At 66.3% G+C, this 24,458-nt stretch carries 22 protein-coding genes and 2 pseudogenes; 9 read left to right on the forward strand and 15 right to left on the reverse strand.

Annotated elements, in window-relative coordinates; translation table 11 throughout:
• The 3 genes and pseudogenes from RT551_RS17505 to RT551_RS17515 all read left to right on the forward strand — a co-directional run.
• Positions 1–213 (forward strand): annotated as a pseudogene (locus RT551_RS17505) (DUF4350 domain-containing protein); the annotation flags it as partial.
• On the forward strand, positions 210–1,211 hold the full coding sequence (locus RT551_RS17510) for a MoxR family ATPase (RefSeq protein ID WP_311192956.1): 1,002 nt from the start codon (positions 210–212) through the stop codon (positions 1,209–1,211). The pseudogene RT551_RS17505 and the gene RT551_RS17510, both read left to right, overlap by 4 nt.
• On the forward strand, positions 1,208–2,506 hold the full coding sequence (locus RT551_RS17515; RefSeq protein ID WP_313460922.1) for a DUF58 domain-containing protein: 1,299 nt from the start codon (positions 1,208–1,210) through the stop codon (positions 2,504–2,506). Before RT551_RS17510 ends, RT551_RS17515 begins: the two co-directional genes overlap by 4 nt.
• Positions 2,507–2,646: 140 nt before the next feature.
• On the opposite strand, the gene RT551_RS17520 is transcribed toward RT551_RS17515, so the two are convergent.
• Both RT551_RS17520 and RT551_RS17525 read right to left on the reverse strand, forming a co-directional pair.
• Positions 2,647–3,825, reverse strand: a complete 1,179-nt coding sequence (locus RT551_RS17520; RefSeq protein ID WP_313460924.1) for a glutathionylspermidine synthase family protein — start codon at positions 3,823–3,825, stop codon at positions 2,647–2,649.
• 3 nt (positions 3,826–3,828) lie between these two features.
• Positions 3,829–4,392: a DUF1190 domain-containing protein gene (locus tag RT551_RS17525; RefSeq protein WP_313460926.1), complete on the reverse strand. Its 564-nt coding sequence runs from the start codon at positions 4,390–4,392 to the stop codon at positions 3,829–3,831.
• Between the two features lie 192 nt (positions 4,393–4,584).
• Between RT551_RS17525 and ilvD the strand changes: the two genes are divergently transcribed.
• Positions 4,585–6,417, forward strand: coding sequence for a dihydroxy-acid dehydratase (gene ilvD, locus RT551_RS17530; protein WP_313460927.1), 1,833 nt, complete (start codon positions 4,585–4,587; stop codon positions 6,415–6,417).
• Between the two features lie 67 nt (positions 6,418–6,484).
• On the opposite strand, the gene dinG is transcribed toward ilvD, so the two are convergent.
• From dinG to aroE, 3 genes are all read right to left on the reverse strand, one after another.
• Positions 6,485–8,587: an ATP-dependent DNA helicase DinG gene (gene dinG / locus RT551_RS17535; RefSeq protein WP_313460928.1), complete on the reverse strand. Its 2,103-nt coding sequence runs from the start codon at positions 8,585–8,587 to the stop codon at positions 6,485–6,487.
• An 83-nt stretch (positions 8,588–8,670) separates the two neighbouring features.
• Positions 8,671–9,045 carry a hypothetical protein gene (locus tag RT551_RS17540; RefSeq protein WP_311192963.1) on the reverse strand — a complete coding sequence of 125 codons (375 nt, stop codon included), beginning with the start codon at positions 9,043–9,045 and terminating at the stop codon, positions 8,671–8,673.
• Positions 9,042–9,884 carry a shikimate dehydrogenase gene (gene aroE, locus RT551_RS17545; protein WP_313460930.1) on the reverse strand — a complete coding sequence of 281 codons (843 nt, stop codon included), beginning with the start codon at positions 9,882–9,884 and terminating at the stop codon, positions 9,042–9,044. Before aroE ends, RT551_RS17540 begins: the two co-directional genes overlap by 4 nt.
• Before the next feature lie 53 nt (positions 9,885–9,937).
• Between aroE and RT551_RS17550 the strand changes: the two genes are divergently transcribed.
• Positions 9,938–10,810 (forward strand): TolB-like protein, encoded by an 873-nt coding sequence (locus tag RT551_RS17550; RefSeq protein WP_313460932.1) that lies wholly within the window; start codon positions 9,938–9,940, stop codon positions 10,808–10,810.
• Positions 10,811–10,943: 133 nt separating this feature from the next.
• Here the strand turns inward: RT551_RS17550 and RT551_RS17555 are convergent, their stop codons facing one another.
• The 4 genes from RT551_RS17555 to RT551_RS17570 all read right to left on the reverse strand — a co-directional run bounded on the left by RT551_RS17555 (position 10,944) and on the right by RT551_RS17570 (position 13,567).
• On the reverse strand, positions 10,944–11,216 hold the full coding sequence (locus RT551_RS17555; RefSeq protein ID WP_313460934.1) for an SHOCT domain-containing protein: 273 nt from the start codon (positions 11,214–11,216) through the stop codon (positions 10,944–10,946).
• 32 nt (positions 11,217–11,248) lie between these two features.
• Entirely contained in the window at positions 11,249–12,238 is a 990-nt protein-coding gene (hemB, locus tag RT551_RS17560; RefSeq protein ID WP_313460936.1) for a porphobilinogen synthase, read from the reverse strand.
• Between the two features lie 39 nt (positions 12,239–12,277).
• Positions 12,278–13,195, reverse strand: a complete 918-nt coding sequence (locus RT551_RS17565) for a bestrophin family ion channel (RefSeq protein WP_313460938.1) — start codon at positions 13,193–13,195, stop codon at positions 12,278–12,280.
• A gap of 123 nt (positions 13,196–13,318) precedes the next feature.
• The gene (locus RT551_RS17570; RefSeq protein ID WP_313460940.1) at positions 13,319–13,567 is read right to left on the reverse strand and encodes a hypothetical protein; all 249 of its coding nucleotides are present in this window, start codon (positions 13,565–13,567) and stop codon (positions 13,319–13,321) included.
• Positions 13,568–13,789: 222 nt separating this feature from the next.
• On the opposite strand from RT551_RS17570, the gene RT551_RS17575 reads away from it, so the two are divergent.
• The gene (locus tag RT551_RS17575) at positions 13,790–14,248 is read left to right on the forward strand and encodes a hypothetical protein (RefSeq protein ID WP_313460942.1); all 459 of its coding nucleotides are present in this window, start codon (positions 13,790–13,792) and stop codon (positions 14,246–14,248) included.
• A gap of 105 nt (positions 14,249–14,353) precedes the next feature.
• Here RT551_RS17575 and RT551_RS17580 read toward each other — a convergent pair whose 3' ends face one another.
• The 4 genes from RT551_RS17580 to RT551_RS17595 all read right to left on the reverse strand — a co-directional run bounded on the left by RT551_RS17580 (position 14,354) and on the right by RT551_RS17595 (position 19,841).
• Positions 14,354–16,156, reverse strand: a complete 1,803-nt coding sequence (locus RT551_RS17580) for a DUF885 domain-containing protein (RefSeq protein WP_313460944.1) — start codon at positions 16,154–16,156, stop codon at positions 14,354–14,356.
• A gap of 82 nt (positions 16,157–16,238) precedes the next feature.
• Entirely contained in the window at positions 16,239–16,757 is a 519-nt protein-coding gene (locus RT551_RS17585; protein WP_313460946.1) for a cytochrome c oxidase assembly factor Coa1 family protein, read from the reverse strand.
• A 30-nt stretch (positions 16,758–16,787) separates the two neighbouring features.
• Complete coding sequence (locus RT551_RS17590; RefSeq protein WP_313460947.1) at positions 16,788–19,016, reverse strand: S9 family peptidase; 2,229 nt, start codon at positions 19,014–19,016, stop codon at positions 16,788–16,790.
• Positions 19,017–19,151: 135 nt separating this feature from the next.
• The gene (locus RT551_RS17595) at positions 19,152–19,841 is read right to left on the reverse strand and encodes a glutathione binding-like protein (protein ID WP_313460948.1); all 690 of its coding nucleotides are present in this window, start codon (positions 19,839–19,841) and stop codon (positions 19,152–19,154) included.
• A gap of 255 nt (positions 19,842–20,096) precedes the next feature.
• Between RT551_RS17595 and RT551_RS17600 the strand changes: the two genes are divergently transcribed.
• Positions 20,097–21,695, forward strand: a complete 1,599-nt coding sequence (locus tag RT551_RS17600; protein ID WP_313460950.1) for an MASE1 domain-containing protein — start codon at positions 20,097–20,099, stop codon at positions 21,693–21,695.
• Here the strand turns inward: RT551_RS17600 and RT551_RS17605 are convergent.
• Together RT551_RS17605 and RT551_RS17610 are read right to left on the reverse strand one after the other, a co-directional pair.
• A complete protein-coding gene (locus tag RT551_RS17605) occupies positions 21,638–22,102 on the reverse strand; it encodes a hypothetical protein (RefSeq protein ID WP_313460951.1) in 465 nt (154 codons plus the stop codon). The genes RT551_RS17600 and RT551_RS17605 overlap by 58 nt on opposite strands.
• A gap of 186 nt (positions 22,103–22,288) precedes the next feature.
• On the reverse strand, positions 22,289–22,552 hold the full coding sequence (locus RT551_RS17610) for a hypothetical protein (RefSeq protein ID WP_313460953.1): 264 nt from the start codon (positions 22,550–22,552) through the stop codon (positions 22,289–22,291).
• A 441-nt stretch (positions 22,553–22,993) separates the two neighbouring features.
• On the opposite strand from RT551_RS17610, the gene RT551_RS17615 reads away from it, so the two are divergent.
• Entirely contained in the window at positions 22,994–23,632 is a 639-nt protein-coding gene (locus RT551_RS17615; RefSeq protein WP_313460955.1) for a TIGR00645 family protein, read from the forward strand.
• 192 nt (positions 23,633–23,824) lie between these two features.
• A pseudogene (locus RT551_RS17620) lies at positions 23,825–24,458 on the forward strand (energy transducer TonB); the annotation flags it as partial.

The raw sequence follows: 24,458 nt of genomic DNA on the forward strand, positions 1-24,458 counted from the left end.
GACGCCGTGCGCCGCGCCTTCCTGGCCCGCCTGCGGCGTCGCGCGCCCACCGCCGCCGCGCTCAGTGGCGACGCCCAGGCCCATGCCATCGCCACCCTGCTGCAGTGGCCCGTTTCCCGTGTACAGACCGCGTTGCAGTCGCCGGCGTCCCAGGACACCAAAGCGCTGCGTGAACGCATCCGCCTGCTGATCCAGATGAGAAACCTGCTATGACCGAGCCGAACACTCCGCCGCCGCTGTCCCCGTCCGCGCCGTCCGGGCAGAACCTGGTCGAGCGCGTGGATGCCATCCGCGAAGCCGTGGGCCGCGCCTTCATTGGCCAGGCCGAGGTGCTGGACCAGATCCTGATCGCGCTGCTGGCCGGCGGCCACGTGCTGATCGAAGGCGTGCCCGGGCTGGGCAAGACCCTGCTGGTGCGTGCGCTGGCGCAGGCGCTGGAGCTCGACTACGGCCGCGTGCAGTTCACCCCCGACCTGATGCCCAGCGACGTCAGCGGGCATGCGGTGTACGACCCGAAGTCGGAGAGCTTCAAGATCCGCCGCGGCCCGGTGTTCACCAACCTGCTGCTGGCCGACGAAATCAACCGCGCACCCGCCAAGACCCAGTCGGCGCTGCTGGAGGTGATGCAGGAAGGCCAGGTCACCATTGAAGGCAAGTCGTTCGCACTGACTCCGCCGTTCCTGGCACTGGCCACGCAGAACCCGGTCGAGCAGGAAGGCACCTACCCGTTGCCCGAAGCCCAGCTGGACCGTTTCCTGTTGAAGGTGCTGATCGACTACCCGCAGCTGGAAGACGAAAAGCGCATGGTGGATGCGATCACCACCGGCCGCAGTGCGTCGGACTTCGACCTGTCGCAGGTGCCGCGCGTGCTCAACGCCGCCGAGGTGGTGGCGCTGCAGCAGGCCACGGCCGCGATCACGGTGGACCCGGAGGTGATCGACTATGCCGTGCGCATCGTCGCGGCTACCCGCCGCTTCCCGGGTATCGCACTCGGTGCTGGTCCGCGCGGCAGCATTGCGCTGGTGCGTGCAGCGCGCGCCCAGGCAGTGCTGTCCGGCCGCGACTTCGTCACCCCCGACGACGTGCGCGAAGTGGCCCGCCCTGCCCTGCGCCACCGCATCGCACTGGCTCCGGAACTGCAGATTGAAGGCCAGTCGGCCGACGATGCCTTGGCCGCGTTGCTGGCCAAGGTGGAAGCGCCGCGCAAGTGAGGCCCGCGCCGCTCCTGCTGGCGTTGCTGACCTGCTGGGGCCTGTTCGGCCTGGCGGTGGCGTTTGGCTATGCGCCGACATGGGCATGGTGGGCGACTGCCGGCGGCATCGCGCTGCTGGCGCTGATCGATGCACTGCGCCTGCGTGCGCAGCCCTCACCCACGGTGCAACGCGAACTGCCGGAAGCGCTGGCGCTGAACGTGGAGCGCAGGGTCACTGTGCGCCTGGAATCCAGCCTGCGCCAGCGCGTGGAGCTGTTCGACCTGGTGCCGGGCGAATGGTCGCTGCAGGGCCTGCCGCGCACGCTGGCGCTGAAGCCGCTGGTCGCAAGCAGCGTCGAGTATCGGCTGACCCCCACCGCGCGCGGCCGCTTCACCTTTGAAGGCGTGCATCTGCGCCTGCATGCACCGTGGCGGCTGTGGCGGCAGCGCCGCCTGCTGCCACCGGCGCTCACGGTGCGGGTGTACCCCAACTTCGCCCCGCTGACCCGTTTCGCCTTGTTCAGTGCCGAACAGGCTTCGCGGCTGGTTGGCGCGCACCTCAAGCGCCGCCGTGGCGAAGGCACCGACTTCCACCAGATGCGCGAGTACCGGCTGGGTGACAGCCTCCGCCAGATCGACTGGAAAGCGACTTCACGTGCGCGCAAGCTGATCTCGCGCGAGTACCAGGATGAGAAGAACCAGCAGCTGGTGCTGATGATCGACACCGGCCGGCGCATGATGGCCAGCGAAGGCGGTCTCTCGCACTTCGACCACGTGCTCAACGCCTCGCTGGTGGTGTCCTACCTGGCGCTGCGCCAGGGCGACGGTGTCGGCCTGTTCGCCACCGGCGGTGACAGCCGCTGGGTGGCCCCGCAGCGCGGCATGGGCGCGATTGATTCACTGCTGCGCGCCAGCTACGACCTGCAGGCGCAGCCAGTGGCCACCGACTACCTGGCCGCCGCCACCGAACTCAGCCTGCGCCAGCGCCGGCGTTCGCTGGTGATGCTGGTCACCAACGTGCGTGACGAGGACATCGAAGACCTGCTGGTGGCGGTGCGCCTGCTGCAGCGCCAGCACCTGGTGTGCGTGGCCAGCCTGCGCGAGCGCGAGCTGGATACCGCGCTGGAGGCCGAAGTGGAGACCCTGCAGGACGCCGCCCAGGCCGGTGCGATTGCGCGCTACCTGCAGCAGCGCAGCGATGCGCATGAGGCGCTGCGCAGCCACAAGGTAATGGTGCTGGATGTGACCGCGGATGCGTTGCCGGGAGCGTTGGTGGAGCGGTATCTCGCGGTGAAGCGCGACGGGTTGCTGTAACCGCGTACCGACCAACGGTCGGTACCTACCGCCACGCCCTGCGTGCCTTCGACCCTGCTGGATCACGCGCAGCCACGCAGGGCGTGGCTCTACAGCCGTATCGCCGGTAGGTCACGACCGTTGGTCGTGACCTCGCCATGTCAGACGAAAATGCGGGTGGGGGCTTCGTCGATGATTGCGTGCGGCACGAAGCGGGCGCTGTCGCGGGTGATCCGGCTGTTGTCTTCGCGGATGCCCATGCCACAGGCGTGATCGCCCACCACCCAGCTGCCGATCAGCGGGTAACCGCCGTCGAACGCGGTGAGCGGATGTGCGGCCTGCCGGATTGCGGGACCGGTGTACGGGCCTTCGCTCTCCTGCCAGCTGCCATCGGCCAGATGCAGGGCGATGTTGGCCCCTTCGCGCGAGAACAGCGGCTTGCGCACCCAGCCGGCCGGCAGCGCGCTGCCATCGTCGAAGTGGGCTTCCAGCAGGTTCGGGTGGCCGCGATGACGCTGCCACAGCAGCGGCAGCACGCCCTTGTTGCTCAGCACCGCTTTCCATGCCGGCTCCAGCAGCTGCACGCCCGAAGCCGGCAGTGCCTGACCGAACGATTCGTTCATCAGGTCTTCCAGCGGGTACAGCTTGAACAGACTGCCGATGACGGTGTCATCCAGCGCGGTGAAGCGGCCATCCTCAGACAGTCCGATGTCTTCAATCGAAATCGCTTCGCCACGCAGCCCGGCCTGCGCCGCGCAGTCACGCAGATAGGAAACGGTGCCCTGGTCTTCCTCGGAACTGCCTACGGCGCTGAAATACAGCGGCGGCGGCAGCTGCGCGGACAGCGCGCCGAAGCGCTCCACCAGCGCCTCATGGATGGCATTGAACTGGTCGGCATGGGCCGGCAGGCGGCCCTGGTTGCGCTGGTCTTCCAGCCATTGCCACTGGAAGAACGACGCCTCGAACAGCGAGGTCGGCGTGTCGTAATTGAGCTCATAGAGCTTGGCCGGGCCGGAACCGTCATAGGCGAAGTCCAGCCGCCCATACAGATGCGGCTCGCGACGCTGCCAGCTGCCGGCGATCCAGTCGCGGAACGCCGCCGGAATGGCCAGCTGGTCCATCAGCTGTTCGCTGCGCACCACCTCATCGACCAGATCCAGCGCCATCGCGTGCAGCTCGGCGCTGGGGTCTTCGATGTCCTGTTCGATCTGGCGCAGGGTGAACGCGTAGTACGCGGTTTCATCCCAGTACGGCAGGCCATCAATGGTGTGGAAGCGAAAACCGGATTCCTCGGCCCGGGCGCGCCATTGGCTGCGCTCGGCAATACGCACGCGCTGCATTGATCAGCCGCCGAAGCTGCTGCGGCTGCTGCTGGTGCTGCCAAAACCGCCACGGCTGGCGGTAACGGCACGGTTCGGGGTGCTGGTGACCGGGGCCAGACCGGCCTTGCCTGCGCCGATGCCGCTGGCGGTGTTCAGGCCGCCGGTACCGCCCGGAGCCGGACGCGCCCAGCCCTTGGCCTTGTCCTGGTAGGCCGGGCTGGCCGCCGGGGCCTGCGCCAGGCCGGCACCGCGGTTGTTGAGCATCTGCGACATGAAGAAGCCCATCATCATCGGACCGATGAACGAGTGGCCGGTGCTGGTTTTCTGCTCCACGCACTGTTCCGCGTTGTACTCGGCTTCGCATTCGGCACGCGAGGCGTACTTGGGGGCCGCATCGGCTGACTGCTTCTGCGCTTCGGCAAAGGCGGTACGGCACGCCGACGGGTCGCCGGTGGCATCGGAGCAGGCCTGCACCGAGGTGTACAGCCCTTCCTGCACCTGCACGGCTTCATCCTTGGAGCAGGCGGTGAACAGCAGCGGCGCGGCGCTCATCAGCAGCAGCGCGGTGGTTCTGGAACGTTTCATGGCGTCATGCCCCCCTTTTCGGTTAACCCCCCAATGATGCCTGATCGGGGGCTGCAACCAAAATCAGCAAAGTCCGGAAAGTGAACGGCATTTCAGGAATCCGGGCACCGGCAGTTGCAAACGCAACCCTTTTTTTTGGGCAGAATCGGGGAAAACCCCCGCCGTACGGCCCGCCAGATCGCTGCCAGCCCCATGCCTGAATACCGCTCCCGCACCTCCACCGCCGGCCGCAACATGGCCGGGGCCCGCGCCCTGTGGCGCGCCACCGGCATGACCGACGCCGACTTCCACAAGCCGATCATCGCCATCGCCAACTCGTTCACCCAGTTCGTGCCCGGCCACGTGCACCTCAAGGACCTGGGCCAGCTGGTGGCGCGCGAGATCGAGCAGGTCGGCGGCGTGGCCAAGGAGTTCAACACCATCGCGGTGGATGACGGCATCGCCATGGGCCACGACGGCATGCTGTATTCGCTGCCCAGCCGCGAGATCATCGCCGACTCGGTCGAATACATGGTCAACGCGCACTGCGCCGACGCGCTGGTGTGCATTTCCAATTGCGACAAGATCACCCCCGGCATGCTGATGGCCGCGCTGCGCCTGAACATTCCGGTGGTGTTCGTGTCCGGCGGGCCGATGGAAGCCGGCAAGACCAAGCTTGCCGAGCACAAGCTGGACCTGGTGGACGCGATGGTGATTGCCGCCGACGCCAGTGCGCCGGATGAAAAAGTGGCCGAATACGAACGCAGTGCCTGCCCGACCTGTGGCTCGTGCTCGGGCATGTTCACCGCCAACTCGATGAACTGCCTGACCGAAGCGCTGGGGCTGTCGCTGCCGGGCAACGGCTCCACCCTGGCCACGCATGCCGACCGCGAGCAGCTGTTCCGCCGCGCCGGCCGGCTGGTGGTGGAGCTGTGTCACCGCTGGTACGGCGGTGAAGACCCAAGCGCGTTGCCACGCGGCATTGCCACCCGCGACGCGTTTGAGAACGCGATGACCCTGGATATCGCCATGGGCGGGTCCACCAACACCATCCTGCACCTGCTGGCCGCCGCGCAGGAAGCCGAGGTGGATTTCGACCTGCACGCCATCGATGCGTTGTCGCGCCGCGTACCGCAGCTGTGCAAGGTGGCCCCGAACACGCCGAAGTACCACATGGAAGACGTGCACCGCGCCGGTGGCGTCTACGGCATCCTGGGCGAACTGGCGCGCGGCGGACTGCTGCACGATCAGGTACCCACGGTGCACAGCCGCACGCTGGCCGACGCGATTGCGCGCTGGGATGTGGCGGTCAGCGATGACGCCAAGGTGCAGGAGTTCTTCCGTGCCGGCCCGGCTGGCATTCCGACCCAGGTCGCCTTCAGCCAGTCCACGCGCTGGCCGACGCTGGACGTGGACCGCGCTGAAGGCTGCATTCGGTCAGTCGCGAACGCCTACTCGGCGGAAGGCGGGCTGGCGGTGCTGCGTGGCAATCTGGCCGAGGACGGCTGCGTGGTGAAGACCGCTGGCGTGGATGAGTCCATCCATGTGTTCGAAGGCAACGCGCGCGTGTTCGAAAGCCAGGACGCGGCCGTGCAGGGCATTCTGGCCGACGAAGTAGTGGCCGGCGACGTGGTGGTGATCCGCTACGAAGGGCCGCGCGGCGGACCGGGCATGCAGGAAATGCTGTACCCGACCAGCTACCTGAAGTCGAAGGGGCTGGGGAAGGCGTGTGCGCTGCTGACCGATGGTCGGTTCTCGGGTGGCACGTCCGGATTGTCGATCGGGCATGCCTCGCCGGAGGCGGCAGCAGGCGGTGCGATCGGACTGGTGCGCGATGGTGACCGCATCCGAATTGATATTCCGGCGCGACGGATTGATCTGCTGGTGAATGCGGTGACGTTGGATGCGCGGCGCGTTGAACAGGACGCGTTGGGATGGAAGCCGCGTGCGGAGCGGCCGCGCAAGGTGACCGGTGCGTTGAAGGCGTATGCGTTGTTGGCGACCAGTGCCGACAAGGGCGCGGTGCGGGATTTGAGCAAGGTGTAACCGTCGGGCGGTGTGGGTTCGCGAAGCCACGCAGGGCGTGGCTCTACGGGTGTGCACGGTGACCCAATTATCCGATGACTCGCTTGAACGGCGGCAGCGCATCAATGATGCGCTTGCCATAGCGCCGGCTGAGCAAGCGCGAATCGAGGATGATCACCCGGCCGGTATCGGTCGAGGTACGAATCAGACGCCCGGCGAACTGGGTCAGCGTGCGCAGCGCGTGCGGAATCGCGATCAGGTTGAACGCGTTCAAGCCCCGGCTTTCCATCCACTCGCTCAACGTGGAGGTCTGCGGATCCGTCGGCACCGCGAACGGCACCTGGGTGATCACCACGGTGGTGCAGGCTTCACCGGGCAGGTCCAGACCTTCACCAAACGAATTCAAGCCAAACAGCACCGAGCCCTCGCCCGCCGCAGTGCGCCGCAGATGCTCGTCGATCATCTTCTGCTTGGCGGTCTCGCCCTGTACCAGCACCTGCTTGCGCTGCGCCGCCGGCATCAGCTCGGCGACCTTTTCCATCTTCCAGCGCGAAGTGAACAGCACGATGCTGCCCTTGCCCCAGTCGAGCTCACTGACCAGATATTTCGCCACTTCCTTGGGATGACGCTCCCGGTCATCCGGGGTCACCGGGAACGCCGGTACGATCAGCTCGGCCTGGTTGGGCAGGTCGAACGGCGACGCCAGCGAGACCATTTCGGCCTCCTGCGGAATGCCGTTGTCGATCGCCAGGGTCTGAAAATCACCGCCGCCGGTCAGCGTGGCCGAGGTCATCACCACCGAATCCACTTCGTCCCACAGCAGCTTGCGCAGCACATTGGCGGCCGACACCGGCGAGCCGTGCAGGATCAGGTCGCCATCACGTGACAGGGTGATCCAGCGCGCGGTGGGCGGCTGGCCATCCTTGTCCTCACGCCGCCAGGTGGTCCACAAATTGTGCTGCTGCTCCACCATCTCCAGCGCCATGCCCAGGTTGCGCTGCAGGCGCTCACGCGCGGCGTCTTCCGGCTTGCCTTTCGCCACCTGCGCGGTCGCGGCATGCGCCCAGTTGAACAGCGAACGGGTGTCGTCGGCCAGCGCTTCGATGTCGGCCATCCACACCTCCGGCAGGCGGCCATTCGGCGCGCGCCACATCGGCTCCTGCGCGGTCGGATCCGGCTGCCAGCTGCGATTGATGATGTCGTGGAAGGCGCGCAGCTGCTTGCTGACCTTGGCCGCCACCTCAATGGCCTCGTTCGGCAGCAGGTTGCCCAGCTTGTCCTTGTCCACCGCGCGATAGGCGGCAGCGATCAGCACCTGCAGGCGGCCGGTGCGCTTGGCCATTTCATCCAGGGCCAGACTGGCCGCGCCCTGGTCGATGGCCACGTTGCCGATGTGGTGGCCTTCGTCCAGCACCAGCAGCATGTCCGAGGGCGGTGCGATCAGCGGCTGGCCGTTGTCGCTCTCGCCAATGGACAACGCCGACAGCAGCAACGCGTGGTTGGTGACCACGATCTGCGCGTCGCGCACGGTGTTGCGCGCACGCAGCACGGCACATTGGGAGGAATAGGCACACTTGCGCCCGGCGCAGCCGGAGGCCGGGGTGGTGATGCGCGAGCGCAGTGACGGGCTGATGGTCTCCGGTGCGTTGTCCAGGTCGCCGTTCCAGCGGCCCTCGACGAATTCCTTGCTCAGCTTCTGCGCCAGGTCCATCTCGATAGGGGCCAGCGGGCGATCGAACAGCGGCTGTTCGTCCTCGAACATGCCTTCCTGCGCGCCCTCGCCGTGGGCCTCGGCGGCGTTGCGCGTGCACAGGTAGCGGGTGCGGCCCTTGGCCAGCGCCACGGTGGCGTCCAGGCCGGTGGCCTTGAGGAAGTTGGGAATGTCGCGTTCCACCAGCTGCGACTGCAGGGCCACGGTGCCGGTGCTGATCACCAGCTTCTTCTTGGTGGCCAGTGCAATCGGCACCCCGGCGGTGAGGTAGCCCAGGCTCTTGCCGACGCCGGTGGGGGCTTCGACCACGCCGACACCGCCGCTGTGCGACAACGCGCGCGAGACCACACCGATCATCTGGCTCTGCGAACGCCGGGTGCTGAAGCCGGGGGTATTGGCCTGCAGCTTGGCGTAGGCGTCACGGATGACGGTCTTGAGTTCGTCGTTCAGCGCGCGCGGGGCTTCAACTTTTTCGGTCACGCCGGCGGGGTCCTGCCATGATTCATGGCCGGTATTTTCTCATGACCCGACGGCCCGGGGCCGTCGGGATTTGCCGCGATGGTTCAGGTGCGTGACGGAGGCGCGGCCGGCGGCGTGCGGTCGCGCAGCGACCGGGTCATCGCCCAGACCACCAGCACCACCGACAGCGCCATGAGCAGGTTGAGTCCGAAATGGACGAACCCCATCACCATGCCGATCCCGCGCATGGCATCGAAGTTGCCCTGGTAGATCAGCACCTGCGGTACCGCATTGGCCAGCATGCCAAGCAGGCTGGTGAACGCCATCAGCCCCAGGCCCCACAACGCCACGGTGCGGATCTGACTGCGCGGGCTGCCCAGCACCCAGACCACCGATACCGCGACCGCGATCAGGATCGGCAGCCGCATGGCCGCCGAGCTCAGCACCGACAGGAACAGGTCGGCGATGGAGCCGTTCACTCCTCACCCGCCAGCGCGTTCTTCGCCCGCAGCTCGGCGTACACCGGATCGGTGTCCGGGCGCACTTCGTGCCACTGCTGGAAGCTGGAGGCGGCCTGCTCGACCAGCATGCCCAGGCCGTCGACGATGTTGCGGCAGCTGGCCGCGCGCGCCCAGGCCAGGAAGGCGATGGCGGCGGTGCCGTAGTTCAGGTCCACGGCCGTGGTCATGGTGTTGACCAGCGACAGCGGCAGTTCGAACTTCGCGTCGCGGTCGCGGCCGGCCGAGGTGGCGTTGACGATCAGCTCAAAGTCACCCAGGTCGCGCAGGTCGTCCCAGTAGCGGCTGAGCGCGCGGCCCGGCTCGCCGATGGCGTCGACCAGCTCATCCGCGCGTTCCGGGGTGCGGTTGACCACCACCAACTCGCGGATGCCGGCATCCAGCAGGGCCGGGGCCACGCTGCGTGCCGAACCACCGGCACCGAGCAGCAGCACGCGGCGGCCGCGCAGGTCCAGCTCGTGGCGGTCGGTGAGGTCGCGGACCAGGCCGACGCCGTCGGTGGTGTCGCCGTGCCAGTAGTCGCCCTTGCGCAGCAGCGTGTTGACCGAGCCGGCCAGCTTGGCGCGCGAGGTGAAGGTCTTGCACAGCGCGAACGCGGTTTCCTTCAGCGGCGCGGTGACATTGGCCCCTGCTCCGCCGCTGGCGGCGAAGCTTTCCAGCGCGGCGGCAAAGCCTTCCGGCGAGGATTCAATGGCGGTGTAGTCCAGCTCGATGCCTTCCTGGCGCGCGAACGCGGCATGGATGTGCGGCGACAGCGAATGGGCGATGGGCTGACCGAAGACGGCGTAACGGGGGCTCATGGGTGTTCTAGACTCCGGAACTGGATTGACTGCAAACCCGGATGGAAGACCGCATGCGACCTCCCACGACATGGCTCGCGCTGAGCCTGAGTTTACTCTTCACGCCTGCATCGATGGCGCTTTCCGAGTTTGGCATCGAGGGCATGGGTGTGGTGTCGACGAAGGCCAACGAGAGCCAGGCCACGATCAGCCCGGATGGCCAGCGCATCGTCTGGGCCAGCGACCGCCCCGGCGGCGCGGGCGGCTGGGACCTGTGGCAGGCGCGGCTGGTCGATGGGCGCTGGCAGGATCCACAGCCGTTGGGCCTCAACAGCGCGCGCGATGAGCGCGACCCGGCCTACAGCCCGGACGGGCGCTGGCTGTACTTCGCTGCCGACCGCAGTGGCGGGCGCGGTGGGTTTGACCTGTACCGGGCGGCAGTGGCCGCTGACGGCAGCGTGGGCAAGCCTGAGCCGATGGCCGGGCTCAATACCCGTGATGACGAGCGCAGCCCGGCCTTGCGGCCGGATGGGTTGATGCTGCTGTTCGCACGCAACGGGAAGCAGGGCGAGGGTGGGTTTGATCTGTACCGGGCTGATGTGCGGGCGGACGGGTTCGGCCTGGCGCAGGCGTTGCCGAAGCCGTTGAATTCGGCCGCCGATGAGCTGGGGGCGACGTGGTTGGATAACCGCGGCGCGCTGGCGTTTACCCGGGCGGCGGAGGGTAAGTCACAGGTGTGGGTGGTCGGGTGTGATTACGCGCAGGCCGCCGTGCCGCTGGTGTTGTCGTTCAACACCGCGGACGGGCAGACTGATTCACCGGGGGTGGATTGGAACAAGCCGGGGGAGATGGTGCTCAGCGGGCAGGCACGGTCGCCGCGGGCCGGCGGGTTGGATCTTTATCGGTTGAAGAAACCGGTGGTGGATGGGGGTGCGTGCGGTCCGTAATTCCCGCGCTGACGGGCATGGCCCGTCACTACGCGTTCGCAATCCATCCCGTTACGCGTTCGCAATCCATCCGGTGTAGCGACGGGCCATGCCCGTCGAACGTAATGCCCGATGCCCGTCGACCGGGAAACCCTCACCGCCCGCGCAACAACTCCGCACGCTGCTGCTCGTACTGCGCCTCGGTGATCTGGCCCTTATCCTTGCGATGATTCAACGCCGCCAGCTCGGCCTGCACTTCCGGTGCCAGCTTTGCCTCACGCGCGAGCGCCGCCGCCGCCGACGGCTGCTCCGGCGCGCGCCGGGCCGCACGCAGCACGCTGCGGATGATCAGGCCGATCACCACCGCGAACACCGTCACACCGGTGCCCCAGGTCAGCCACTGCACCCATCCCATTGTCTGCTGCATCGTCGTGTTCCTTTCTCAGTTGGCGCGTATTGTCAGCGCTCGCGCAGCCAGCGCGCCACCTGCGGCGCGAAATAGGTCAGCACGCCATCGGCCCCGGCGCGCTTGAAGCACATCAGCGACTCCAGCACGCAGGCGCGTTCATCCAGCCAGCCGTTGCCCACCGCCGCCTTCAGCATCGCGTACTCGCCGCTCACCTGGTAGGCAAAGGTCGGCACCCCGAACTGCTGCTTCACCCGGCGCACCAGGTCCAGGTACGGCATGCCCGGCTTGACCATCACCATGTCCGCGCCCTCCTCCAGGTCCAGCGCGATCTCGCGCATGGCTTCATCGCCGTTGGCCGGGTCCATCTGGTAGGTCTTCTTGTCGGCCTTGCCGAGGCTGGCCGAGCTGCCCACCGCGTCGCGGAACGGGCCGTAGAAGGCCGAGGCGTACTTGGCCGAGTAGGCCATGATGCGCACGTTGATGTGGCTGTCGGCATCCAGCGCGCGGCGGATCGCGCCAATGCGGCCGTCCATCATGTCCGACGGCGAGATGATGTCCACGCCGGCTTTCGCGTGCGAGATCGACTGTTTGATCAGCGCCTGCACGGTGATGTCGTTGAGCACATAGCCCTTGTCATCGATGATCCCGTCCTGGCCATGGGTGGTGTACGGGTCCAGCGCCACATCAGTCATCACCCCGAGTTCGGGGAAGCGCGACTTCAGCGCGCGCACGGCGCGTTGGGCCAGGCCGTTCTCGTCCCATGCTGCCGCGGCATCCAGCGACTTTCCGGCCGGGTCGATCACCGGGAACAGGTCGATCACCGGAATGCCCAGTTCCAGCGCTTCCTCGGCCACCTTCAGCAGTTCGTCGATGGATAAACGCTCCACGCCCGGCATCGAAGCCACCGGCGCGCGGCCGGACAGCTCATGCACGAACACCGGATAGATCAGGTCGTCGGTGGTCAGCGTGTTTTCGCGCATCAGCCGGCGCGAGAACTCGTCGTGGCGCATGCGGCGGGGGCGGTAATCGGGGTGTGCCATCGGAAAACTCTCCGTAACGGAATACTGGGATGCGCAGGATTACTGCAGCAGATAACGGTGCGGCTGCAGCGGCGCGGGCAGCGGCTGCACGCCCAGGCTGTCGAGCAGATCAATTTCAATGGTGCGGACCATCGCGTCCAGCGGCAGGTCGTTCGGTTCCAGCCCGAACGGTTCCTCCATTTCCTCGCCCAGCTGGTCCAGCCCGAAGAAGGCATACGCGAGCACCGCCGACACCACCGGCGTGGCCCAGCCCAGCGAACTGGCCAGGCCGAACGGCAGCAGCACGCAGAACATCCACGCGCAGCGGTGCAGCAGCAGGGTGTAGGCGAACGGCAGCGGCGTGGACAGAATGCGCTCGCAGCCGGCCTGGATGCTGGACAGCGCGTGCACGCGGGTTTCGAACTGGGCGAACAGGATTGAATCCAGATCACCCGCGCGGTGCGCGGCGGCGGCCTCGGCGGTGATCATCGCCAGCAGCTGGTCCGGCGTGTTCTGGCGCTGCGCGAGGCGGGCGTGGTCGGCCTCGCCCACCCACGGCAGCGCGGCCAGGGCCGCGTCGCGGCCGCGCAGTTTGGCCGCCAGCGAATGGGCAAAGCCGATGCCCAGGCGCACCATGCGTGCGGCACGGGCCGGGTCGGCTTCCAGCACGGTGCTGCACAGCCGGGCCAGGCTGCGCGACTCGTAGACCAGCTGACCCCACAGCTTGCGCCCTTCCCACCAGCGGTCAAAGCAGGCGCTGTTGCGGAAGCTGAGGAAGATCGACAGCACCAGGCCCAGCAGGGTGAAAGGGGCCACCGAGACGCGCTCGATGCCCGGCGGGTGCCAGAGTTCGGTGAAGGCGGCCACGGCAATGGCCAGCACCAGGATGGCCAGCACTTTGGGTGCCACGGCCTGAACAATGGAGCCGCGCAGGATGTACAGCAGCTGCCAGCCGTGGGGACGGGGGCGAATGATCATGGGCGGCCATTCTACGCCTGTGGCTGCGGCGCTTTGACGCCTGCGACGCAGGGTCGCATGTAGAGCCGGGCTTGCCCGGCTCCAGCGGGGCAAGCCCCGCTCTACGTGAGGGCGCGGTCCCGATTAAAGGATGCCGCCGCCCAACGACAACCGGACGATGCCCACCACCACCACCACGGCGTTGAGCAGCAGGCCGGTCCAGGCCCGGCTGCGCTTGCTCGGGTGGGTGAACAGAATGCCCAGTGCACCGATCACCGCGCCTACCGCCGCGAACGGAATCAGGAACCAGTTGCCCCACCCCAGCAGCGGGATCAGCGCCAGGATCATCCACAACACCGCAAACACACCCCACAGCAGACTGATCAGGCCCATGACACGTTCTCTCCATAAATGCTGCGCGCACCTTAATGCTTCAGCCGCCACGTGCGCGTGAGGGGCGGATGGGTTCCACGTAGAGCGGGGCTTGCCCCGCTGCGCCGCGCCGGTTTCACCTGCCCAGTGGTACGTTGATGCCAGGACGTTGGCCCCGATTCAGTGGCCGGCGCGGATGATCCAAGCGCGGGCCGTACCCGGCCCACCAACGGGGGTGAGCCCATGAACATTCGAACCTTGACCGTGCTGGGCGTGCTGCTGGCCGTAGCCGGCTGCGCCAGCACCTCGCGGGTGATGCTGGGCCAGACCCGGCCGCCCACCGACCCGGCTCTGGTGCAGATCTATTCCACGCCGCCGCCGGGATCGCAGGAAATCGCCCAGCTGGAGTCCTCCAGTGCGGTGGGCTTTGGCACCCAGGGCCAGACCGATGCCGCCGTGGCGCGGTTGAAGAAGGAAGCCGCCGCGCTGGGCGCGAACGGCGTGATTCTGATGGGCGTGGGTTCCAGCGGCTCGCCGGTGGGCATGTCGGTGGGTGCCGGCAGCTACGGCTCGCATGTCGGCGGTGGCGTCGGCATCGGTATTCCGACCACGCAGAAGCGCGCGGCCGGGGTGGCGATCTGGGTGCCGAACCCGCCGCCGGCGGATCGGTTGCCCGTACAGACCATTACGCCGGAGAAATAACCGGGAACGGGACGACTCCGGTAGTGCCGGCCGCTGGCCGGCAACCACGCATGCGCGTCCGAAGGTCATGAGGTTGCCGGCCAGCGGCCGGCACTACCCGCACCGTTACCGGTGCTTCGGAATGAACACCTCATTCACCGCCTGCGCCAGCTGGTCCGGCGGCAGCAGGCCCTGATCCAGCAGGAAGTTGTTGAACGCCAGGCGGTCAAACTTCGGCCCCAGCGCCAGCTCGGTCTGCATGCGCAGCTCCATGATGCGGGTGTAGCCGTAGAAGTAGCTGCCGGCCTGACCGGGCGAGCGCACCATGTAGCGGTCCAGTTCCTGCGTGGCCATCGCCTTGGACAGGCCGACTTCTTCAATCAGCATGCGCTCGGCATTGGCACGGTCGATCAGGCCAAGGTTGAGCATCGGGTCCAGCATCGCGCGGGCGGCGCGCAGCAGGCGGAACTGCAGCGCGATCAGCTGCCCGTCCAGCGGCTCATACGGCACCATTTCGGCTTCGGCATACAGCGCCCAGCCTTCCACGTTGACCGAATTGAACGCGAACATGGTGCGGGCCAGCGAGATGCCGCGCTCCACCATCGCGGTGAACTGCAGTTCGTGGCCGGGGCGGCCTTCATGCGCGCTCAGCGTCCACGCCGCCGAACCGAAGTTGAAGTCGTCGTATTGTGCGGCATCATCGCCGGCGGCCGGGTTGCCCAGCGGCAGCACGAAAGTGCCCTGCTGGCCGGTGTTGCCGACCAGCGGTGCCGGCAGGAAGTGCGGAGCCGGCGACGCCGCGCTTTCCGCTTCCGAGCCCAGGCGCATCTGCATCGGGCGCTGCGGCACGTCCACGATCTTCTGCGCGCGGATGATCGGGTCGATCTGGTCGATCACACCGCGGTAGTGATGTTCCAGCTGGTCGTTGGCGATCTTGTCGCTCTTCAGCGCGCGGATCACCGCCACCACGTCGGTCGGGTCGGCGACCTTCAGGCCCTTGGCCTTCACCACCAGCGGAGCCAGCTGGCGCATCGCCGAGCGGGTTTCCATGAATTCCAGCTGGGCGCGCTGCATCAGCAGCTTCGGGTCGATGTCGATGCCCACACGTTTGAGCTGGAACGCGTACAACGGTTCCGGCAGCTGCGCGTCAGCCCGCGCCTTCGGCAGCACTTCGGCGCGGGTCCAGTCGCGGTACTCGCGCAGCTGGGTGGCGATGGTCTTCAGCGCTTCGTCGGCACCGGCGATCTTGTACTTGCCGAACAGCTTTTCGATGCCGGTGATGTAGGTGTCCACATTCTCCAGCGACTGCTCGACCTCGATCTTCGTCGGCTGCAGCAGGCTCTTGTTGGCCAGGGCCTCTTCATAGCGCTGGCGCGACAGGGTGGTCACCGCGGTGCTGCCCGGAGCCAGCCCGGCGTACGCCTTCAGGCGGTCCAGCGCCTTGGCGCGGCGCGCTTCCGGCACCTGGTCGGACAGCAGCAGGTTGATGCCGCTGAACACCAGCTGCGGGGTATCGGTCCACGGCAGCAGGTACTTTTCGTTGAGCTCGCTGCCTTCGATGTTCTGGGTGGCCGCGGCGATCATGATCGCCAGGTCCTGGCGCACGTTCGGGTCACGCTCGGTGGCCAGCTTGGCCTGCAGCTCGCTGCGCGCCTTGGCCATGGCGGCGCGGTAGCGCGCGGCGTTGTCGGGGCCGAAGTCGGCGACCTTGTCGTCGTAGCCGGGCACGCCAAAGAAGCCGGTTTCTTCCGGCTGGAACGGGCCCTGCGCGTCCAGCAGAATCTGCGCCAGCTGGTTGCTGCGGGTCACCCAGGCCGGGCTGGCCGGTGTCTTGCTGGCGGCCGGGGCAGCGGCCAGGGCAGCCGGCGGCGCGCTGAGCGCGGCAGGAACGGAAAGGACCAGCGCGACGGCAAGGGCAAGCGGCTTCATGCGGAACTCCGGGGTGTTGGGTGATTGCGAACGTACCCACTGGAAGGGGTTACGGCAATCGGCCGGAGGTCATGGGGCGGTATCAATCCATCGGCTGCGGCGGTGCCGGCAGACAATGGTTCTGCTCGCGACACTCCTGCAGCGCACACACCTTCGCCGCCTCCGCGTCATCCAACGCGGTCAGATCAACCGCCTCGGACGTCTCGGTCAGCACATACATGCGCGGGTAATCCCAGCGCCCGTCTTCCCGGCGCGCCTCCAGGAACAGCTGGCCGGTCCCCTTCGACCCCTTCACATCCACCACGAACTCGCTGTACCCCGTGCCGTCGGCGCTGCGCTGCATGTTGCCACTGGGCAGGTAGCCGTCCTGGATCGGTTCGCCCAGCGCATGCCGCAGCTCGATGCTGCAGCGCGCGCGACGCATCGCTTCCTGGTACGGCTCGCTGCTGCGGCTCCAGTGCGACCACTGCGCCAGCGCCAGCCACACCACCCCCACCAGCCCGGCAATGCAGGCCAGCACGCCCAGCGGCATGGCCCAGCGCCAGTGTCGGCTCCACCAGCCATTGGATTGGGCCTGGGGCAGCGCAGGGGGTGGGGTCATCGGCGTCCTCCTTGAGCCAGGTGAGTGGGCTTACGGGGTCAGGCAGCGGCCCAGGAAATCCTCGGCCAGACGATAACGGTGCAAGGCGTTGCTGCCGGACAAACCGTGCTTCGCGCCCGGGTAGGTCATCAGCTCGAACGGCTGGCCGCGCTTCTGCAACGCGCTCATCAGCTCGGTGGAGTTGGTGAACAGCACGTTGTCGTCGGCCATGCCGTGAATCAGCAGCAGGCGCGAGCGCAGGCCGTCCACATGCGCCAGCACGCGCGCTTCTTCATAGCCCTTCGGATTGTTGGCCGGCAGGTCCATGTAGCGTTCGGTGTAGTGGGTGTCATACAGGCCCCAGTCGGTCACCGGCGCACCGGCCACGCCACAGGTGTACTGATCCGACGCCTTGGCCAGCAGCATCAGGGTCATGTAGCCGCCGTTGGACCAGCCCCGCACGCCAATGCGCGCCGGGTCCACCCACGGCTGCTGCTTCAGCCATGCCACGCCCTTGAGCTGGTCGGCCACTTCCACAGTGCCCTGCACGCCGTACAGCGCGCCGCCGAAATCGCGGCCGCGACGCGGGGTGCCGCGGTTGTCCAGCGAGAACACCACGTAGCCGCGCTGCGCCAGGTACTGGTTGAACAGGTGATCGCCACGGCCGGGCCAGCTGTTGGTCACGGTCTGGCTGGCCGGGCCGCCATATACGTACACCGCCACCGGGTAGCGCTTGGCCGGGTCGAAGCCGGCCGGCTTGATCAGGCTGTAGTTCAGTTCAGTGCGGCCATCGGCGGCGGTCAGCGTGCCGAACTCCACCGGGCGCTGCGCCTCCAGGTAGCGCGCATACGGGTGCTGCGGGTCAGCGAGGTTGTTTTCCACCAGCGTGGCGATCTTCTCGCCATTGGCGCGATGCAGCGAAATCTGCGGCGGCGTGGTGGTGTTCGACCAGCTGTCCACATACACGCTGGCGTTGCGGGCGAAGCTGGCGGTGTGCATGCCATCGGCCTGCGACAGGCGCTTGATCGCGCCACCGGTCAGCGGCACCGAATAGATCTGGCTTTCGCGGGCCGAGTCCACACCGGCGCGGAAGTACACGGTGCCGGCGTCTTCATCCACCGCCAGCAGTTCGTCTACCGGCCACTTGCCTTCAGTCAACGCGGTGACCGACTTGCCGTCAGCCGCCACGCGATACAGATGCTGGAAGCCGGTGCGCTCAGACGACCACACAAAGCCGCCGTCCTTCAGGAAGTGCAGGCCGTTGTGCAGCGGCACCCAGGTCTTGGAGGTTTCGGTGGCCAGGGTCTGCTGCTTGCCGCTGCCCAGATCGGCCTGGATCAGCTCCAGCTTCTTCTGGTCACGCGACTGGCGCTGGAAGGTGAGCTGCTGCGGGCTGCGCCAGTCCACACGGGCCAGGTAGATGTCCGGGTTGCTGCCCAGATCCACCCAGCGCGCGGACGCAGCGGCCTTCGGGGCCACCACGCCCAGCTTCACGGTGACGTTGTGGTCGCCGGCGGCCGGGTAGCGCTGCTCGATCATCTCCACGCGGTCGGCATACATCTCATAGCGCTTCTGCACCGGCACCGGCGATTCGTCGATGCGGGCGAAGGCAATCGCCGAGTCGTCCGGGGCCCACCAGTAACCGGTGTGGCGGTCCATTTCCTCGTCGGCCACGAATTCGGCCACGCCGTTGCCGATGGTGTCGCTGCCGTCGGTGGTGAGCTGGATCTGCTTGCCGCTGGCCAGGTCGATCACCCACAGATTGCGGGCGCGCACGAAGCTGACGAAGCCGCCCTTCGGCGACAGCTTGGCATCGGTGGCGAAGCCCTCGCCGTGGGTGAGCTGGCGCACCGCGACCTTGCCCTGCTTGGACAGGTCGTACAGGTACAGCTCGCCGCCCAGCGGGAACAGCAGGGTGTGCGCGTCCGGCGACCACTGGTAATCCACGATGCCGGTCATGGCCGCGATGCGCTGGCGCTCGCGGCGGGCCTTTTCGGCGTCGCTCAGGGTTTCCTCGCCCGGCAGCACCACCTTGGAATCCACCAGCATCCGGGTCTGGCCGCTGGCGATGTCGTAGGTCCACAGGTCCAGCTGGTTCCGGTCGGCCTCCTTGCCGCGCAGGAAGCTTACCTGCGAGCCATCCGGAGCCACCTTGGGCTTCATCAGGGTCGGGCCCGACAGCGGCAGCGGGCCGGTAATGGCCTCAAGCGTGAGTTTTTCGGCGTGGGCGATCGAGGTGGAGGCAATCATCAGGGCAAGGCTGGCAACAAGGTGGCGCATGGAGGGTTCCGGCGACGTCAGACCCCAATCGTACCGTACCGCCGAAAATCGGTAGTGCCGGCCGCTGGCCGGCTCCTCATGACGCTTACTACCCCGGGGAGCCGGCCAGCGGCCGGCACTACCTTGTGGGCTGCCTTACCGCTGCCCGAACAGATGCTTGCGCTCTTCCTCGCTCAACGGCTTGCCCGCATTCGGATTCACCTTCTCCTTCAACGCATACGCCCGCTGGGTGGCCGGGCGCGCGGCAATCGCCTCATGCCAGCGCTTCAGGTTCGGGAACGCCGCAAAATCCGGCGGCAGCTTGTCGTACGCCCCGATCCACGGGTAGCTGGCCATGTCGGCAATCGTGTACTCATCCCCGGCCAGATAGGCACTCTGCGCCAGGCGCTTGTCCATCACCCCGTGCAGGCGGCGCACCTCATTGCCGTAGCGCTCGATGGCGTACGGAATCTGCTCCGGCGCATACACGTTGAAATGGCCCATCTGCCCGCTCATCGGGCCCAGCCCGGCCATCTGCCAGAACAGCCATTCCAGCACCGCCACCCGCCCGCGGGTGTCGGCCGGCAGGAACTTCCCGCTCTTCTCGGCCAGATACAGCAAAATCGCGCCGGACTCGAACACGCTCTGCGGCGCGCCGCCGTCGGTCGGGGCGTGGTCCACCAGCGCCGGCATCTTGTTGTTCGGCGAGATGGCCAGGAATTCGGGCTTGAACTGGTCGCCCGACCCGATGTTCACCGGCTTGATCTGGTACGGCAGGCCCAGCTCTTCCAGCAGCAGGGTGACTTTGTGGCCGTTGGGAGTGGGCCAGTAATACAGGTCGAGCATGACGGCACCTTCGGGTTGGGAAAGGGTGAGTGTATGTCGTGAATGGCAAAGGTACGGTGTCGCGGCGGGAACGGTTCGTCCCGTGCCGTTACCCCCCAAGCCGCTACCAATAGGGCTTTCAGCCGGCGCGGTCACGTTTCGTTCGATTCCGATGCAGAGCACACCAGGGATCAAGATTAAATGAGTGCCGTGCGTCGCCGCGACGGACGGCTCCGCAGACAGCGGAGCGAATGCAGATTGAACGGGAGAAAGGGCGTGCTGAAGGATGCATTGATGCGATGGACACGAGATGGATTCCCCGTAAACATCTGCATCCGTCCGGCGGGCCTGCTGCTCGCGGTCGCCTACGGGTTGGCATACTGGTCATCACGTCAGATATCGCACGATCCGTTCTTCCTGCCGGCCGGCATTCGTGTAGCCGCCCTGCTGCTGTGTCCGCCAAGACTCTGGCCCTACCTTCTGCTTGGTGAGATTGCGCAGTTCTGGTGGCAGCGACACCCCTTCATAGACAGGTACGGGATCATGTGGATGACCCTTGCACCTGTGTTTCTGCTCCCTGCAGTATCTCTGGTGGTCCATCTCCACCGCAGGCTGCTCGAACAGCGTGCGGACGTCTGGCTCTTTTCCGTCGCAGCAGCTTCGTCGGTTGCCACGACCGTGATCAATCTGTCGCTATCTGCGCTTCTATGGCCGGACGCACTGCAGACATCGCTTGCTGCAAAGGCAGAGCGCTACATCGTTGGTGACTTCATTGGGATACTCACGGTGGCACCGCTCGCCCTTCTATGGGTGCGGAGGCACGTGGAAGCAGAATGGACAAGCCGCTTCCTGGCACCTGCAATGCTCGGTTTGACCGCGATGGCTGTACTTGGATTCTCAGCCAGCTGGGCGACCGACTCCGCCGGGAACCTGAAACAGTACCTTCAGATCGCCATGGTGGTTCCTGCGATTGTGATGACGCGGATGCTGGGCTGGCGTGGAGCCGCACTCAGCGTGCCGCTGCTTGGTCTGGTGATCGGACTGTCACTGCCTTGTGCCCCTGGCGCACCTGCCGACCCGGCAACCCTGATGACGGCGCAGATCATTCTTGTTGTGGGTATATCACTGCTCGCGTTGGGAGCAAGCATAAGCGGATACTACGAGCGGCTTACCTCAAAGGAGTCGGCGGAGAAGTTCGCTGTCAAACACGCCCGCGGCTCCCACATGTCAGGTGAGCTCGGCCTGCGCGAGCGCGCCATCGATATCAATCGCATCGGCGACAGAATTGACGCGCACCTCAGTGAAACAGCCGATTGGCTGAAGCGCCAAGGGCACGCGAGAGTGGCAGAAACATTGATAGACACCTCTGTCGTCTACTCAAGGAAGTTTCGAGAGCAGGCCAGCATGGTGTATCCCACCGCGTTGGAGCACCTAGGCCTCTACCTTGCACTTCAGGTAAGCGGGATCAGCGAAGCGTGGGCCGATACCGACCGGATCGTTCCACCCAGGCTGGTGGGCGACCCGTGCGGACTGAGTGTGGGCCTCCAGCTGGCCGCGTATCGAACGCTGACGGAGGCCGTGTCCCTGATCCTTCAGAATGAGCCTGGGCAGGTCAGAGTACATGCGCGCTGTGGCTATCTGCCCAAGGCTCGGGGGATGCTGATCATGGTGGAGCTGCTTGATCGGAATCAGACGCTGTCCAGCGCAACCGTGGCGCTTGCGCTGGAACGACTTACCGGTCGCACGTTGGCTTACGGCGGCAGCCTGCGCTGCCGCAGGAACCGCATATGCATGCTTTTTACCGAATCAATTCAGACTCACAGGCTGTCGCTGATGGATTCGACCGCCCAGACCGTTTCCCCGCCTGATCTATAGGTGTTCAGGCTGAAGCGCTCGTTGCTATAGACAACAGATTCCAAGACAAGGGTGTGCTGCACCGAGGGGTCGCCGGGCAGAATTACGCGCGCATGCGGATCACCCGCTGGCAGCAGCCAGAACACCCCATCCGCATGGCCGATGATCAGCTGAATTTTCCCGGCGCGGTCGTTGACCTGGAAGTACTCCATTCCGTCACGGCCGAAGCCATGCACGTCCCAGTCTGGGTGCGCATTCAGGGGAGTGGCCTGCAGTCCGGGATCGCCCAGTCCATTACGCTGCAGTTGTACGTTTCGATCACCGTCATCGCCGCAACTGCATCTGGCCTCCATGTCGACGTCCAGGCCCTCGCTTGCAGCCGCAGTGAAATGAACTCCGACAAGAAAAGCGGTGGAAACCGCCGACATGTGTCGCTTCAGGGACATATTTACCTCGTTTCGCGTGGTGTAGCAGACGTTCATGCGGGAACGTTGCAGTCCCCCCATCGCGTCTGAAACTGTAGATGCCGGCCAAGACCGTTTCTTTCGTTCGTATCTGAGATCGGGCGAGCCGGCGGAACCGGACTCGAATGGTGCTGTTGGATTCGTGAGTCCTTAGCGTTCGGGGGCGTCCACATCCAGTCGCCATACAGCCCCTTCTGAATCGACCTTCAAGTGCAATGAGAACTCGCTATTCATGGGCTTGGGCTGCATTGGCAGCCGCAATCCTGCGCTGGATTCTGCTACAGGCAGCGCCGAGTAGACGCCATCGATTTCTCCCACAATCAGGTGCACGGTTCCCGAGAGATCGCTGACTTGGTAGTAGATGGCACCGTCGCGCTCGAAGCCATGTACGTTCCAGTAGGGATGAACACTCATGTCGCGAGCTGCAGGATGTTGGTGCCCGGCCCCCCTGCTGCGGAGCTGGACGGTGTGGTCCGTCCCGGGGCAGCAGACTTTTCCAGCCGCTTCGGGCGGAAGCATCGCCGGAGCTCTGTCGGCGGAGGAGAGGTCACCGGCGGCTTGGCTGACGATGGGTGTCGCGATCAGCCCCAACGCTGCTGCCAGTACGCCATAGGTTGATGGCCGCACGGATATCTCCACTAAAAATGAGGAGAGAGGACTCTAGCCGGGGGCTGTGCGGACATCCCTGATAGAACTCCGAGAGTTGGGGGTGCGGGTTGGAGCAGCCGGGCAAGCCCGGCTCTACAGGTCGGCGCGAGCCTGAGCGGCTGTTCATGGCGGGCGGTGGCCCTGCCTTGGCACCGTCACCCGCTCCGGGTACCCTTCGGCAACCCCGCATTTCTCCTATTCAGCCCCATGAGCTCGTCCCCCTCTACCGGCATCAGCCCGCTTTCGTCCCTGATCTTCGCCTCGCGCTGGCTGCAGCTGCCGCTGTACCTGGGCCTGATCCTGGCGCAGTGCGTCTATGTGTTCCTGTTCGGCAAGGAGCTGTGGCACCTGGTCCACAAGGCCAACACCATGGGCGAGCAGGAGATCATGCTGCTGGTGCTGGGCCTGATCGACGTGGTGATGATCTCCAACCTGCTGGTGATGGTGATCGTGGGCGGCTACGAGACCTTCGTCTCGCGCCTGCGCCTGGAAAACCACCCGGACCAGCCGGAATGGCTGAGCCACGTCAACGCCAGCGTGCTGAAGGTGAAGCTGGCCCTGTCGATCATCGGCATCTCCTCGATCCACCTGCTGAAGACCTTCATCGGCGCGGGCGCGCTGGACGGCCTGCCGCTGTGCGGCACCCAGGAATTCTATGAAGCCTTCAACGCCGTGACCGCGATGGCCGGCCCGGAGGCCGCCAAGAGCCTGAAGTGCGCCACCATGACCACCAGCGGCGTGATCTGGCAGACCGTGATCCACGGTGCCTTCATTCTGTCGGCCATCGGCATTGCCTATACCGACAAGCTGATGTCGCACGCGCCGAGCAAGTCGCTGTCGCATTAAGCCTGGTCGTGGCGCGCCGGAATTCCGGCGCTGGCACAGTCACCCACATCAACGCCATGTGATGGTAGATTGAAGGTTCTGGCCGCCGGGCACCGCCCGGTGGTACGGCCCGGTGCGTCGGGAAACGCGCCGGGGTCCGGCCGGCCTGCCGTCTCAGGCCTTACGTATCGTCGTTCTTCAAAGGGGAGTTGGATGTCGCACGTCACTACTTTCGCCAAGGCGCGCCTGTGGGTGCCGCTGACCCTGGCGGTGGCTCTGGCCGCCTGCTCGGGCAAGGATGAACCGGCGGCTCCGGCTGCTGACACCGCGACCGCCCCGGCGGCCGCCCCTGCCGCGGCTCCCGCGCCGGCACCTGCCGTTTCGGCCCAGGTGCAGTCGATGGGCACCGAAGACCTGCGTGATTCGGCCAGCAAGGCGCTGCGCGAGAACCGCATGTACGCCCCGGCCGGCGACAACGCCATCGAGTACTACCTGGCGCTGCGCGACAAGACCCCGGACGACGCCTCGGTGAAGAGCGCGCTGACCGACCTGCTGCCCTACACCGTCATCGCCGCCGAGCAGAACCTGGCGCGTGAAGACTTCACCGAAGCCCAGCGCCTGATCGCTCTGGTGGAGAAGGTGGATGCCAACGCACCGGCGCTGGCCCGCCTGAAGCAGGGCGTCACCGGCGGCATGCAGACCGCCCTGAAGCGCACCCAGGAAGAGACCGACAAGGTCAAGAAGGACGCCGAAGCCCGCGCCAAGCAGCTGGCCGACCAGCAACGCCAGCAGCAGGCAGCCGAAGCCGAAGCGGCCCGTAACATCGCCGCTCAGGCCGAAGCCGCCC

It is taken from the genome of Stenotrophomonas sp. (assembly GCF_032103445.1).
In the GTDB taxonomy this organism is placed as follows: Bacteria; Pseudomonadota; Gammaproteobacteria; order Xanthomonadales; family Xanthomonadaceae; genus Stenotrophomonas.

Bases quoted from the DNA above. Each gene is read 5' to 3' on its own strand.
- RT551_RS17510 (WP_311192956.1), top strand. From the start codon at position 210: ATGACCGAGCCGAACACTCCGCCGCCGCTGTCCCCGTCCGCGCCGTCC.
- RT551_RS17520 (WP_313460924.1), bottom strand. From the start codon at position 3,825: ATGCAGCGCGTGCGTATTGCCGAGCGCAGCCAATGGCGCGCCCGGGCC.
- RT551_RS17525 (WP_313460926.1), bottom strand. From the start codon at position 4,392: ATGAAACGTTCCAGAACCACCGCGCTGCTGCTGATGAGCGCCGCGCCG.
- ilvD (WP_313460927.1), top strand. From the start codon at position 4,585: ATGCCTGAATACCGCTCCCGCACCTCCACCGCCGGCCGCAACATGGCC.
- aroE (WP_313460930.1), bottom strand. From the start codon at position 9,884: ATGAGCCCCCGTTACGCCGTCTTCGGTCAGCCCATCGCCCATTCGCTG.
- RT551_RS17550 (WP_313460932.1), top strand. From the start codon at position 9,938: ATGCGACCTCCCACGACATGGCTCGCGCTGAGCCTGAGTTTACTCTTC.
- RT551_RS17555 (WP_313460934.1), bottom strand. From the start codon at position 11,216: ATGCAGCAGACAATGGGATGGGTGCAGTGGCTGACCTGGGGCACCGGT.
- hemB (WP_313460936.1), bottom strand. From the start codon at position 12,238: ATGGCACACCCCGATTACCGCCCCCGCCGCATGCGCCACGACGAGTTC.
- RT551_RS17565 (WP_313460938.1), bottom strand. From the start codon at position 13,195: ATGATCATTCGCCCCCGTCCCCACGGCTGGCAGCTGCTGTACATCCTG.
- RT551_RS17570 (WP_313460940.1), bottom strand. From the start codon at position 13,567: ATGGGCCTGATCAGTCTGCTGTGGGGTGTGTTTGCGGTGTTGTGGATG.
- RT551_RS17575 (WP_313460942.1), top strand. From the start codon at position 13,790: ATGAACATTCGAACCTTGACCGTGCTGGGCGTGCTGCTGGCCGTAGCC.
- RT551_RS17580 (WP_313460944.1), bottom strand. From the start codon at position 16,156: ATGAAGCCGCTTGCCCTTGCCGTCGCGCTGGTCCTTTCCGTTCCTGCC.
- RT551_RS17585 (WP_313460946.1), bottom strand. From the start codon at position 16,757: ATGACCCCACCCCCTGCGCTGCCCCAGGCCCAATCCAATGGCTGGTGG.
- RT551_RS17590 (WP_313460947.1), bottom strand. From the start codon at position 19,016: ATGCGCCACCTTGTTGCCAGCCTTGCCCTGATGATTGCCTCCACCTCG.
- RT551_RS17595 (WP_313460948.1), bottom strand. From the start codon at position 19,841: ATGCTCGACCTGTATTACTGGCCCACTCCCAACGGCCACAAAGTCACC.
- RT551_RS17605 (WP_313460951.1), bottom strand. From the start codon at position 22,102: ATGTCGGCGGTTTCCACCGCTTTTCTTGTCGGAGTTCATTTCACTGCG.
- RT551_RS17610 (WP_313460953.1), bottom strand. From the start codon at position 22,552: ATGAGTGTTCATCCCTACTGGAACGTACATGGCTTCGAGCGCGACGGT.
- RT551_RS17615 (WP_313460955.1), top strand. From the start codon at position 22,994: ATGAGCTCGTCCCCCTCTACCGGCATCAGCCCGCTTTCGTCCCTGATC.